We start from the raw sequence: 11,974 nt of genomic DNA on the forward strand, positions 1-11,974 counted from the left end.
AGTAAAATCCGAACATCTTGCTCCTGCGGTGCGGGACACCTCGTCGCAAAAGTCCGAGGAATATAACGCACTAGCATATGATACGTTTTCACTTGTTGGAGGATGAATTATATCACATTCCCTAGTATTGCTCCTGCGGTGCGGGACACCTCGTCGCAAAAGTCCGAGGAATCGATCGCAATAGCATATGATGGGGTTTCACTTGGTGGATGATGGCTTAGATCACAGTCCCTAGTATTGCTCCTGCGGTGCAGGGGCTCCTCGGCGCAAATGTCAGAGGAATCTAATGCAATAGCATATGATTCGGTTTCACTTGTTGGATGATGATTTAGTCACAGTCCCTGGCTATCCTTCAGTTATTCCTATATTGATGCGTAAACACATTATTCTTTTAGTGAAACATACAATTGGCTTAATTCTTCCAATGCCTCAACCGTCAATTTTTCCACATCCTTGATGCGTTCTGATCGAAACCAAAGCTTACCAATTTGAAAACTGCGCCCTTGCAGCTTCTCTTCCAATTGCTCCTGTTTCTGCGGGTCGGAGAGGTATTCAGTCAACGATAAATGATCCGCTAGTTCATGTTCCACTTGCGGCCAAATATAATAATCTGTCAGACTTTTATCTTTGCTCCATTGCTCAATCAGCCGGCGCAAACCATTGTATGCTGCTATACTTCCTGAACGTTGCTCACTTTTGTAATGCTGGAACATCAAGTAGACCTGATACTGTTTCTGATTGAGCAATGCAGCCAAACAGGCGTTTTGATTCGGATGTGCCACATTGCGATACGCACACCAAAAATGACTGCGTACATTCCAGCCATTCGTCCAGCTCTCAACTTTGGGCTGAAGATCTAGCGACAAATTTTCAGCAGCAGTCATTTGCAGCTGTTTCCATTTTTGCCAGTGTGTTTGATACGCTTCTTTCAGTTCCTGAATCGTTTCTGGTGGATAAATTTCTTTGAGTTGCTTAAAGGCAACTACTTCACGGTTGAACAAATCAAAATCTGCATTGACCAGTTCCATTCGATCACCTTTTTTTATTTTTTTAGTGGTAATAGACAGCATCTAAGAACAATCCTTGGGAAGGTACTGTCTCTCCGGCTGCTTTTCGGACTTGATTCGCAAATATTTCATCGATCGACGAAATGTCCATTGTTCCAGCACCAATCTCTAAAATCGTCCCGGTGATGATCCGTACCATTTTATAAAGAAAGCCATCTCCTTTGAAGCGGAAACGCAGCATATCTCCTTCTCTTGTGAGTGAGAGTTCCTCGATTGTACGAGTAGTGGATTTTTTGGTCTTTTTTAATGCGGAAAAGCCAATAAAATCATGCGTGCCAAGAAACTTCTCACAAGCTGCTTGCATCTTGTCCCAATCAAGCTCTTGCGGACAATGAAAACTCCGATGACGCTCAAATACGGTTGGAATCGGACTGTTCCAGACATAATAACTGTACTGTTTACCGGTGGCATTGTAACGGGCATGGAACCGTTCAGAAGCTTCTGTTACCTCTTTGATAACAATATCTTGTGGCAAATAGCGATTCAAGAATTGCAGCATCTTTTCAGGCGACAAATCGCTAGCTGTCTTGAAATTGGCCACTTGCCCTCTGGCATGCGTACCGGCATCTGTACGTCCAGAGCCGATGATTTCGATTTTTTCATTTGTCATTTGAGTCAAGATACTTTCAATTTTCTCTTGGATCGTTCGATCAGAATCGCCTAAACGTTGCCACCCCAGATAGCGCTTGCCATCATATTCAATCGTAAGTTTGATATTTCTCATTTGTTTTGATTGCTCCTGTCATCAGTGATTAACCCAAAAAATCGGGTTCCCTTGCTTATCATAAGGGAACCCGACACCAGTGTAAATGCTCTAAAGTAGATTTTCACGATATTTCAAAGAAAATGGGCAACTGTTCACTAGTTGATTGCTTGAAAATAATCTTATTTTCCAATCACTAATCTTCTTGTGTAGACTGCCTGCCCCGAATGCATCACGGCATCATCGACGATGGAGACGATCCGAGCTTGTCGTGTCACAGCTGGCGTCCAGTTCTCATCAATCACTTCTGATAAGCTCGTTTCATCGATAGATTGAAGATAATCAGTGGCTAATGCGACACTGGCAGCAAGATAATCCACTAATAATTCTTTTTGATTAACGATTACCTTGGCGGCTTCTTCTGGTGTATGCCGCCAATCTTCTGTATCGTCAGGCAAATCCAATGCAAATTTTTTCGTCCAGTCCGCTAGCCAAAGCGGTTCTTGATCCGCTAATGCGGAAATCTGCAGATCGATTTCGCGAGCGGTATGCCAGATCAGCCAAGTGACTGACTTGATCAGTGGCTCCGGCATCGTGTTCGCTTCCGCGATACTCATTTGCGCCAACGTTTCTTCAAATCGTTCTTGGGCCCGTTGCAATGTCTCGATCGTCAATTGTGTTTCCTTCATGATACTCCTCCTCTTTAGTAAGTGCTTATCTTTACTCTACTACAGAAAAAGAGAGAAACCAATTAATCAACCTGCAGGTAAAAAGGGTTGAGAAATTATTCTTCACCATAAATTTCTTTGGCTAAATTGAATGCCGACCATGCTTTAGGCCAGCCGGCATAAAAAGCCAAGTGTGTGATCAATTCGACGATTTCTGCTTGAGTCACACCATTTTCTTTGGCGATCCGTAAATGAGCTTCTAATTGAGGAACACCTTGTGTCAAAAGGCTGGCAACCGTGATCAAACTGCGATCCCTAGGAGATAGTTCTTTTTCTCGAGCCCATACTTCGCCAAATAAGACATCATCATTTAATGCCGCAAATTGTGAAGCAAAATCACCTAGTTGTTCTCTTCCTGCTGCTTGTTTTTTCATATTCACCGTCTCCTTATTTTTGTAACTGCTGATAGTCTTCCTCAGAAACAGCTTCAAGCCATTCCGGTGTTCCGGCGGTGATCGCCAAATGTTCAAACCAGCTATCTTTGGTTGCGCCGTGCCAGTGCTTGATGCCATCATGAGTGACAACCACATCTCCTGCTGTCAAAAATTGTGCCGGTTTTCCTTCCTCTTGGTACAAGCCTTCACCACCAGTCACTAATAAAATCTGATAGCCGTCGTGATGAATATGCCAGTTGTTGCGGCAACCTGGTTCAAAGGTTACATTTCCTACACCAACATTGACTGCTGGATCCGCAACCAAAGAGTTTAAATAACTTTGTCCAACAAAATATTGAGCATAGGCTTCATTTTTTGCGCCGCTTGGGAAAATCACGCCATCTTTTACTTCTTCAAATTTTGCCATTTGTTTTCCTCCTCTAATTCCTCTTCATCTAATAACCAGTTTTCCGATGCTCATCTGCTTCTGATCAAAAAAGCGTCAACCACATGTATGGCTTATACATCCATGTTACTGCTTGATTTATTATTCGTCCAATACTTGTTAAGCTGATTTCTATGCTTGCAAAGCATGCTTAAATTTCTTCAAAAATGTTTGGACTGTCGGCGCCAAAATCGTCTCTTTTCTCCATACCAGAACACAGTTCGTTTCCAGAGGTGGCGAAAAGGGGATGAATTTGGTTTGATTCTCTCGATGATGAATCGCTCCAGCAATTGCTAAAGCAGCAGCAACATTATTTTCGACCAATAAAAGGACATTAAAAATCAAATTGTATCTCCCGACGATCGTCAACTCTTCTTCAGCGAATCCGCCCCACGTGCAAAACATCTCCAAAACTTCTTTACGACCCGAACAAATCAGCGGTGTGGTGAGGATGTCTGCAGGTGAGATACTGCTTTGATCAGCCAATGGGTGTTCATTTGCAACAAACAGCCCCCAAACTTCTTTCTTAGGCAATGTCAACCGATTGTATTGATCCGTCGTTGCAGGATCAATCAAAATCGCTACATCAAGTAAGCCTTTATCAAGTTTTTCCAGAATATCATTACTAGTTCCGCTAAAAATAGTAAAAGACACTTGGGGGTGATCAGTAACCATTTCTTCGATGATTTGTGTGAGCAAATAGGAGTTTTCTGCTTCCACACAGCCAATCGCAATTTGTCCATTCAGAATCGTCTCCTGATAATTGAACAATTCTTGTTCTGTTTTCTGATTCAATTCAAGAATTTCTTCTGCGCGCTTTTTTAAAAACAGACCTGCTTCTGTTAAATAAAGTTTCTTATTTTGGCGCACAAACAATTCTGTATGCAGCCGCTCTTCAAACTCTCTGATTTGTCTGCTTAAAGTGGGTTGCGTGATGTTCAGTTTTTTAGCCGCTTGGGTAATATTTTGTTCCTCGGCTATCGCTAGAAAATACTTTAATACACGAGTTTCCATCGAAAACTCCTTTCTTCTATGACACAACATTTTCCCTACTGTTATCGCAGATTTTCGGGAAAAGAACGCATCCTTATTTTTCTGCAACAACGAATACTAGCTTTATTCTACCACCTAACTAGAAATTCTTGACTGCTATTCGTTTGGTTCCTCCAAACAAAAAGGCCCTTCATTCACTGAAGAGAACGAAGGAACCAATCGAATTGATTTTCAGTTGTTTCTAATGGACGTTTTTATTACAAGTGAATCGGTGTAGCAGTCTTTTGCAAAACATTGTTTAGCGCTTCAATGTTTGTACGTCCTTGGGTCTGCAACCACTCTTTCGCCGCACCTTCTCCTTGAGTCACAAAAGGCTCCACGCCGTTTGCCCAGGTTGCTCGTCCACAAAGTACGCCATTGAATCTTGAGCCGGATGTTTTGGCAAATTCCAGTATTTCTTGAAACAATTCAGCTGAAACCCCTGCACTCAAGAAAATATAGGGCAGATCCGTCGCTTCCGCTTGTGCTTTGAAATAGCCAGCTGCTTCTTCTTTAGTATAAACAGCCTCTTCGCCATAGCCTTCCACATAGTTCATATTCACAGGAACTTCCACTTTCAAGACATCTACACCATAGCGTGCTTGTGAAAACTCTCGCATCATGTCATTTACTTTATGCGGTTTTATCAAAGCATAGTCTCTCGACGTCGTATCTGATAGAGAAGCATCATAAGAAACCAGCTCTAAGAAAAACGGTAGATGTTCAGCAAGGCATTCCGAACCAATTCGTTCGATAAATGCCTGCTTTTGATCATTGATCTCGTCAGGTTCGTCCACATCATAATAGAGCAAAAACTTACAAGCATCCGCGCCATTTTCTTTTAGCCGTTTCACAGACCAGCTGGACAAAAGATCCGGCAAACGACCCGGAGTTGAAGCATCATAGCCGGTTTTCTCGTAGGCTAACAATAGTCCAGCTTGTTCATCCCGAACTTGGGCTGCGGGCAATCCGTATTCTGGATCTAATAAAATTGCTGAGGCATAGGGCGTCAACTCGGCTGACACGATTTTTTTGAAGGCACTGATTTGCTCTGCCGTGGCTGAATGGTCTTGGAATCTGCCAATCATTTTTTTCAAAGCCCCTCGTTGATCAATGGCTAATGCACTAATAATGCCATTTTCATTACATAGTTGTTGGATATAGGCTTGCTTATTTGATAATGTCATACTCTCACTACTTCCTTCTTTAATTTTCTACCAGTTTTCCATTTAAAATTTCGGCAATTTCAGCTGGAGATTGCGCTTGTTTTAAGTGATTCGTCACCTCTTTTTGCATCAATAATCGAGCGACTTGAGACAATAATTTCAAATGAGTCGTTCCTGCTTCTGAATCAGGAATAAAAAGTGCAATCACAAACTCTGTTCCTTCCCCATCCAAACTCTTCCAATCGATTTTGTTCGTTAACTGGACGATCACAACAGCGGCTTCTTCGATGCTCTGATCTTTCGCATGAGGAATGGCAAAGCCATCCATCATCCCTGTTGTACCTTCCTCTTCTCTTGCCAGAAATTTATGATAAACAGCGGTTTGATCGCTGCTGATTCCTAAAAGAACCCCTTGCGCTGCTAGAAAGTGCATCACTTCGTCTTGAGTCCCCAAATTTTGCTTCATAAAAATGTGGTCTATCTTGATCAACGCCATTTGACTTCCTCTTTTCTGCTTTCGCTATTTCTTACTCAACCGCTGACACTTCTCGTTTTTCAACACTACGCTTTTGGATTAGCCCTAAGATTACCCCACCTATGATCGAACCAAGTAAAATCGAACCTACCCAAGCAACTTTTCCTGTAACTACCGGCAAGACTAAGAAGCCACCATGGGGAGCAGGCACTTGGACACCAAACATATAGGTCAAAACGGCAGCGATCGACGATCCTAACATCATTGTAGGCAGAACCCGCAGAGGATCTTTGGCTGCAAATGGAATCGCCCCTTCCGTGATATGGGTTGAGCCTAAAATAAAGTTGACCAATCCTGCATTGCGATCATTTGCATCAAAATATTTACCAAAAAAGAGTGCCGCAAATCCCGTAATCAGCGGGGGAGCAATACAAGCGGCGGAAACTCCCGCCATAAAGGTATGATTTCCTTGTGCTAACAGTGCTGTACCAGTGACATAAGCGGCTTTATTGACGGGGCCTCCCATATCAAATGCGGACATACAACCAACAATAATACCTAAAATCAATGGATTTGAATTTTGGAATCCAGCCAAGAAATCCATCATGCCTTGATTGATGGCTTCCATCGGACTTGCTAGCAAAGACATCACTACACCAATAAATAGGACACCAATCACCGGATATAAGAAAATAGCTTTCAAACCATCTAATTGTTTCGGTAACCCTTTCATAACTTTTTGCAAAAGGAGAATAAAGTATCCAGCTAAAAATCCAGCGAAGATTCCTCCTAGAAAACCGGCGCCACCAGTATTCGCTAACAAACCGCCGACAAATCCCACAACAAGCCCCGGCCGTTTAGCAATCCCTTCAGCAATGTAAGCAGCTAGAATAGGAACCATCATTCCCATTGCCGTATCCCCTATCCCTTTCAACATTGCTGATGTTGGATTGTACGTTGGATCGCTAGGATCAAAAGAGTAGACACCCCAGATGGCAAATGAGATGGCAATGATGACACCACCAGCCACTACAAATGGCAGCATATGCGAAACACCATTCATCAGATTCTTATAGATACTGTGTCCGATTCCGGCAGCAATTCCAGTTTCGTTTTTTTCCATTGCAGCGACCGGTTTATCCTCTCCAGTCGACCCTTTCAACGCTTCTTCAATCAGCTGATCCGCATCTTTAATTCCTTTACTGACCGAAACATTGATCACTCGTTTCCCTGCAAAACGTTCTGCTTGAACATCTTTATCTGCAGCAATAATGACCGCATCCGCATTTTTTATCTCTTCTGGTGTTAACTGATTTTCGATGCCGACTTGTCCATGGGTCTCAACTTTGATCGATACATCTTTACGCTTAGCCGCCTGCTCCAACGCTTCTTGTGCCATATACGTATGGGCGATTCCAGTCGGACAACCCGTTGCAGCAACAATCTTGTATATTGTCATTTTTTATTCGCTCCCTCTTTTGATTTCAATTTGTTTTTCTAACTCAACAACATCCGAAAAATCCGTTAGTCCTTTGCGAAAAGCAGTGGAACTTCCAGCAGCTAATCCTTTCTTCAAATTGACTTCCAGCGGCTCACCGTCCATATATCCTGCAAGAAAAGTTCCTAACAACGTGTCTCCAGCACATGCTGTATTCACTACCTTGCCTTTCGGAGAGTTTCCAGAGTAGACAGTATCTTTTGTCAAGAGAATTCCTCCCTCTCCTCCTAATGAGAGCAACACATGTTGTGCACCACTAGTTACCAACCGTTTGGCATAGTCTATCAACCCTTTGCGATCGTTGATTTCGGTCTGATACCATGCTTGCAACTCCTCTTCATTGGGCTTTAACAAGAAGGGTTGATAGGGTAGACATTCCAATACCTCTGAATAACTTGAATCAATAATCAAATTCACTTGCTTTTCAAAGCAAATACGACTGATCGCAATAAGAATTTTGGGCGAGACACCTTGTGGCATACTACCAGATACACAGAGGTAGTCACCTGCTTGCAGATTTCTAATTTGGTCTAACAGCCGTTTGATTTCCTTGTCTGAAATCACGGGACCTTTATTGACTAACTTGTATTCTTTATTGTCGCGATTGACTTGCGTAAAAACGTTGATTCGCGTAAATCCCGGAACGGGAATAAAATCGGTTTGAATCGCTTGTTGATGTAAATAGTCCTCAATATAATTACCAGTAAATCCCGCTTTGAATCCCAACGCTGTGCTATCGATGCCCAGTTTTTTCATGATCAATGAAACATTGACCCCTTTTCCATTGGCTTGGATATCGTCATCCTTTGTGCGATTCACTTGAAATGGTTCCATCTCCTCTGTTTCAATAAAAAGGTCGATTGCCAGATTTAATGTACATGTATAAACAGCCATTTGCGTCCCCTCCTTTCCTACAAAGCTATTATGGCTCACAATTTCATGTAAATGTTTTCATATACCAACGAAATCACTGAAAACTTTTACAAGAAACACTGAATCCCCTTGATGTAAGAGAATCTTCCGATTTACAATAGAGGCATCTTAGCCGAGGGGAGGCAGAATATGGATATAAAATTAAGTGAATCAGAGCAATACCTCTGGGATTTTATCCAAAGTCATATTCTTGAGATTCCATCTTGCTCCATAGTAAAACTAAGTGAATATGCAAACGTTTCAACGGCGACTGTTGTTCGTACTATGAAGAAAAAAGGATACGAGGGGTTTACTGCTTTCAAGCATTCACTAAAAGAAAAAGAAAATACCAATATCAATTTTGCGGCGCTTGATAAAGTAGATGAAGGAATAAAAACAGCGATTCTGAAGAATGAACAAGAAGTGATCCGCACGATCAATATGGTGGAAAGCGGCAATATCGAAGATGCCATCCAACGAATCAAAGCAGCTAGACGAATCATGCTCTTTGCTCGCGGTTTTTCTGAATTGATCGCTCAGGAGATGATGGTCAAATTTCAACTGACTGGTAAATACTGTGAGATGCATACCGATCCCAATATCATTAAAAACATCAGCAAGAAATTGACTAAAGAAGATATCGTGATTTTCGTTTCATTAAATGGTGAAACCAAGGAGTTAATCACCGCAGCTGAAAACTGTTATGAAGCAGAGATCGGCACCATTCTGCTGACAGCCAATCGACATTCTAGTTTAATGGAACATATCGAAATTCCTTTTGTAGGCTTCAAATCAGAAGGCTCCTTCTTTCCAGACTATGAAGTCCGTTCAAGACTCCCCCTCTCGATCCTTGCTAGAATCTTGCTTGATTCGTATGCCCTGCGGACGGCAGAATCGAAGAAGCACTGACTGTTCCCTAAGAAAATAGCGGAATTAGGAAGCTGTGATTGCGTTTGGGTTTCTCAAAGAGAAAGATTTCATGCGAAAGCATTGTTCTCGCCTTCGCTATTTGAAAATAGGTACTGAGTAATGGTTGAATTTTTGATCTTATCCATTTGAGCTTTCTGATTTTCCTTTAGCCCAAAAATAATCATTATAAAACAAAAATTCTTTCGATCAGATAAAGCGGTCAACCGCCTATCGAATCGAAAGAATTTTTTTGAACTATTCACGATTGGCAAGCTGAATGAATTCATTTTTCAATTTTTCATTCTCTGTTTCTTTAAAATACAAGTAATTGTTTTGGTTTCCTTGGTTTTGCTGCGTCACTAGGACTTTTGGCTGCTCTTGTTGGAAGCCAAAGAAATAGAGATGTCCCCCAGCCGATGTAGCATGATCAATATCTGAGTAGATCGCTACTATCTGAAAATCTGCGGTTCCCTCACCGTTTTCTGTCCACTCTACTGAGACAGGAGTTTGATTGATGACGGTTGTCCATTTCCCATCTAAAATATCTTGAGGTACTTGAAGACCATAGTAATTCGCTTGCACGTGGTCATCATAGCTTCGATATTGCTGTCCCATTTCTTGTCCCCAACTCTGCATAAATGTCGCAAGATCTGCAGACTTGGAAGCATCCCACGAGGACTTCACCGGTTGGTTTGCTTGTGCTGTATTAGTGGAAGTGTTTGATTGAGCAACGACCGATGCGCTTTGATCTTTTGTCGATTGGCGCTCGGATGACTCAGCGGTACTTCTTTTAGTTGCTTCGGTACTCGTAGATTTAGAAGTTTTAGTTGTATTTGATTGGGATGTACTTGATTTGGTCGTGCTTGTTGTTGCAGCTTTTTCTGGAGTAGAGGTTTCTGGCTTGTTTGTTGAACAGCCGCCTAAGAAAAGCAGCAGCCCCATCGTTGTAAATAGAATCTTCTTCATTCATAAAACCACCCTTAAGGAGTATTTGGTGTACATATAGTAGCAGACAATAGGCAGAATAGTTACTAAATTTTTGAAGAATTATTTCTCACGACTTCCTCATAGATGAGATTGATACGTATTCTTACAGTCCCGTGACTGCGATTAGATTTAACGGGTCATTTTCAAGCCTTTTTTTATGAAAAATTAAATCAAAAAACTCTCATAAATAAAGTGACCCCAAAGTTAGATTTTTTGTCTAACTTTGGAGGTCACTTCAGATGATTAGATTAGCTAAGATCCTTTGGCTTGCCCATCCTTCTTTTACAAGCTACACGTCAGCTTGAAATGCGTGAGTGTATTCTCATATACCACGGTATCATTAGCCCTACTTATGATAAGGTGCTGCGACAAAATTTGATTTCCACTTTTATCAATCCTGTTTCTAAATCACACAACTCTTAGTCAATCCAAATTGGTTGTTTCGCAATGACTCGACCTTCAATCTTCACCCCTTCTTTAAATAAATAATAACAGTCATATTAAAAGGCCTTTTCCATTTATAAGAGCTTCCTTCATTGAAGAATATGTTTGTGGAGTAACCCCACTATTTGTTTGTATTCTTCTCGTTTTTGAATTACCTCCTTTTTATTTTTATAAGAGGGAAAATAAATTCCGCTCCTCCCATTGCACTGTACGTACGGGTCTCGTATACGGCGTTATAGTTCTTCTTCCCCTTTTATTGCCCATTGACGTTTGAATACATAGCGATGGGTATAATCAGGATCTCGCCAAACTTCTGTTTGTGTGGTCACTAATTCTTTTTCAATCATATCTTTTTCTCCTACGCCAATTTTTGTTCAAGCAATTCAATCACCATTGCCGTTATAAGTGTCAATACTAGTTGAAAATATTTCATATTCTTTCTCCTTTTTTCTTCAGAATTTGATGAATCGCTGTAAGGATATCTTCTAAACATTTCGCAATCATTCTCAAATAATCGATCTTATTCATTCGTTTCTCCAATCTGACTCCAAACCAATCGTCCTTCTACTAGCAACCCACGAACAAATTCTCGCTGGCTGCTAATATCTGTAATGAAATAAACTACATAGTCTTTTCCATCTTCTGGGGCGCAGTAAATATAAAGATGCGTCATCACTAAACGAGGTATATGAACACCTTCAGGAAGCGTACCCATTTCAATTTCCTCTTTTTCCATCGTAACGGATTCATAGCCCCATTCTTCAGAAGCAGTGACTAGCTGTGCACACTTTTCCAGTACCTCGATAGCCGTTTCTAACAAGTCATTTCGCTCCTTTCTTTTAGATACTAGTATTCTTCTGATAATAACATCGTTTGATACTCACCCGAATCAATGACCCATATTTTTTGAGACACTGAGCTCAAACGAAGCTTAGGTGAAATCAGATACTCTTTTCTTTCTTCCGGTTCTTCTTGACGATGAACCAACTTTTGATTTCCTTTTTCCATAGAAAATTCAAAAATTTGAAGATAATCTAAAGGAAGTTGCTTTTGAACGTTTTGATCGATTAGCTTCCAACATAAAGCTTGTAATTCCACTGGTAAACTCTCCATCACTCCCTTTGTGACATAACGTTGTCCTTTATTTTGAAACATTTCTTTTCCCTTCTTTGCCATAAAAAATAGTCCAATCTTCTATAAAGAAGATTGGACTTCATGGATATAATATATAGAC

The 11,974-nt window shown here is 41.2% G+C and carries 14 protein-coding genes and 1 pseudogene; 1 reads left to right on the top strand and 14 read right to left on the bottom strand.

The genetic code is table 11. The features are described from left to right. Positions 1-383: 383 nt before the first annotated feature. The 10 genes from Q0A12_RS14445 to pfkB all read right to left on the bottom strand — a co-directional run bounded on the left by Q0A12_RS14445 (position 384) and on the right by pfkB (position 8,382). Positions 384-1,028 carry a glucose-6-phosphate 1-dehydrogenase family protein gene (locus Q0A12_RS14445; RefSeq protein WP_291293329.1) on the bottom strand — a complete coding sequence of 215 codons (645 nt, stop codon included), beginning with the start codon at positions 1,026-1,028 and terminating at the stop codon, positions 384-386. 22 nt (positions 1,029-1,050) lie between these two features. After that, on the bottom strand, positions 1,051-1,791 hold the full coding sequence (gene truA / locus Q0A12_RS14450) for a tRNA pseudouridine(38-40) synthase TruA (RefSeq protein ID WP_291293330.1): 741 nt from the start codon (positions 1,789-1,791) through the stop codon (positions 1,051-1,053). A gap of 161 nt (positions 1,792-1,952) precedes the next feature. After that, a complete protein-coding gene (locus Q0A12_RS14455) occupies positions 1,953-2,459 on the bottom strand; it encodes a DinB family protein (protein ID WP_291293331.1) in 507 nt (168 codons plus the stop codon). A gap of 95 nt (positions 2,460-2,554) precedes the next feature. Continuing rightward, positions 2,555-2,872 carry a carboxymuconolactone decarboxylase family protein gene (locus Q0A12_RS14460; protein ID WP_291293332.1) on the bottom strand — a complete coding sequence of 106 codons (318 nt, stop codon included), beginning with the start codon at positions 2,870-2,872 and terminating at the stop codon, positions 2,555-2,557. Positions 2,873-2,885: 13 nt separating this feature from the next. After that, positions 2,886-3,299 (bottom strand): cupin domain-containing protein, encoded by a 414-nt coding sequence (locus Q0A12_RS14465; protein ID WP_291293333.1) that lies wholly within the window; start codon positions 3,297-3,299, stop codon positions 2,886-2,888. 150 nt (positions 3,300-3,449) lie between these two features. After that, complete coding sequence (locus Q0A12_RS14470; RefSeq protein WP_291293334.1) at positions 3,450-4,331, bottom strand: LysR family transcriptional regulator; 882 nt, start codon at positions 4,329-4,331, stop codon at positions 3,450-3,452. Between the two features lie 236 nt (positions 4,332-4,567). Further along, on the bottom strand, positions 4,568-5,536 hold the full coding sequence (gene lacD / locus Q0A12_RS14475; RefSeq protein ID WP_291293335.1) for a tagatose-bisphosphate aldolase: 969 nt from the start codon (positions 5,534-5,536) through the stop codon (positions 4,568-4,570). Positions 5,537-5,555: 19 nt separating this feature from the next. Beyond that, positions 5,556-6,011, bottom strand: coding sequence for a fructose PTS transporter subunit IIA (locus tag Q0A12_RS14480; protein WP_291293336.1), 456 nt, complete (start codon positions 6,009-6,011; stop codon positions 5,556-5,558). A 31-nt stretch (positions 6,012-6,042) separates the two neighbouring features. After that, positions 6,043-7,449: a PTS fructose transporter subunit IIBC gene (locus tag Q0A12_RS14485; RefSeq protein ID WP_291293337.1), complete on the bottom strand. Its 1,407-nt coding sequence runs from the start codon at positions 7,447-7,449 to the stop codon at positions 6,043-6,045. Positions 7,450-7,452: 3 nt separating this feature from the next. Beyond that, the gene (gene pfkB / locus Q0A12_RS14490; RefSeq protein ID WP_291293338.1) at positions 7,453-8,382 is read right to left on the bottom strand and encodes a 1-phosphofructokinase; all 930 of its coding nucleotides are present in this window, start codon (positions 8,380-8,382) and stop codon (positions 7,453-7,455) included. A gap of 168 nt (positions 8,383-8,550) precedes the next feature. On the opposite strand from pfkB, the gene Q0A12_RS14495 reads away from it, so the two are divergent. Beyond that, entirely contained in the window at positions 8,551-9,309 is a 759-nt protein-coding gene (locus tag Q0A12_RS14495; protein ID WP_291293339.1) for a MurR/RpiR family transcriptional regulator, read from the top strand. Between the two features lie 255 nt (positions 9,310-9,564). Here Q0A12_RS14495 and Q0A12_RS14500 read toward each other — a convergent pair whose 3' ends face one another. The 4 genes and pseudogenes from Q0A12_RS14500 to Q0A12_RS14515 all read right to left on the bottom strand — a co-directional run bounded on the left by Q0A12_RS14500 (position 9,565) and on the right by Q0A12_RS14515 (position 11,916). Further along, positions 9,565-10,275 (bottom strand): DUF4767 domain-containing protein, encoded by a 711-nt coding sequence (locus tag Q0A12_RS14500; protein WP_291293340.1) that lies wholly within the window; start codon positions 10,273-10,275, stop codon positions 9,565-9,567. Between the two features lie 707 nt (positions 10,276-10,982). Next, positions 10,983-11,087: pseudogene (locus Q0A12_RS14505) on the bottom strand (DUF1643 domain-containing protein); the annotation flags it as partial. Positions 11,088-11,260: 173 nt separating this feature from the next. Then, a complete protein-coding gene (locus tag Q0A12_RS14510; protein ID WP_291293341.1) occupies positions 11,261-11,560 on the bottom strand; it encodes a 4'-phosphopantetheinyl transferase in 300 nt (99 codons plus the stop codon). A 26-nt stretch (positions 11,561-11,586) separates the two neighbouring features. Beyond that, complete coding sequence (locus Q0A12_RS14515) at positions 11,587-11,916, bottom strand: DUF960 domain-containing protein (protein ID WP_291293342.1); 330 nt, start codon at positions 11,914-11,916, stop codon at positions 11,587-11,589. Positions 11,917-11,974: the final 58 nt, after the last annotated feature.

This window comes from Enterococcus sp. (genome assembly GCF_022711995.1).
Lineage (GTDB): Bacteria > Bacillota > Bacilli > Lactobacillales > Enterococcaceae > Enterococcus_D.

Bases quoted from the DNA above. Each gene is read 5' to 3' on its own strand.
- Q0A12_RS14445 (WP_291293329.1), bottom strand. From the start codon at position 1,028: ATGGAACTGGTCAATGCAGATTTTGATTTGTTCAACCGTGAAGTAGTT.
- truA (WP_291293330.1), bottom strand. From the start codon at position 1,791: ATGAGAAATATCAAACTTACGATTGAATATGATGGCAAGCGCTATCTG.
- Q0A12_RS14455 (WP_291293331.1), bottom strand. From the start codon at position 2,459: ATGAAGGAAACACAATTGACGATCGAGACATTGCAACGGGCCCAAGAA.
- Q0A12_RS14460 (WP_291293332.1), bottom strand. From the start codon at position 2,872: ATGAAAAAACAAGCAGCAGGAAGAGAACAACTAGGTGATTTTGCTTCA.
- Q0A12_RS14465 (WP_291293333.1), bottom strand. From the start codon at position 3,299: ATGGCAAAATTTGAAGAAGTAAAAGATGGCGTGATTTTCCCAAGCGGC.
- Q0A12_RS14470 (WP_291293334.1), bottom strand. From the start codon at position 4,331: ATGGAAACTCGTGTATTAAAGTATTTTCTAGCGATAGCCGAGGAACAA.
- lacD (WP_291293335.1), bottom strand. From the start codon at position 5,536: ATGACATTATCAAATAAGCAAGCCTATATCCAACAACTATGTAATGAA.
- Q0A12_RS14480 (WP_291293336.1), bottom strand. From the start codon at position 6,011: ATGGCGTTGATCAAGATAGACCACATTTTTATGAAGCAAAATTTGGGG.
- Q0A12_RS14485 (WP_291293337.1), bottom strand. From the start codon at position 7,449: ATGACAATATACAAGATTGTTGCTGCAACGGGTTGTCCGACTGGAATC.
- pfkB (WP_291293338.1), bottom strand. From the start codon at position 8,382: ATGGCTGTTTATACATGTACATTAAATCTGGCAATCGACCTTTTTATT.
- Q0A12_RS14495 (WP_291293339.1), top strand. From the start codon at position 8,551: ATGGATATAAAATTAAGTGAATCAGAGCAATACCTCTGGGATTTTATC.
- Q0A12_RS14500 (WP_291293340.1), bottom strand. From the start codon at position 10,275: ATGAAGAAGATTCTATTTACAACGATGGGGCTGCTGCTTTTCTTAGGC.
- Q0A12_RS14515 (WP_291293342.1), bottom strand. From the start codon at position 11,916: ATGGCAAAGAAGGGAAAAGAAATGTTTCAAAATAAAGGACAACGTTAT.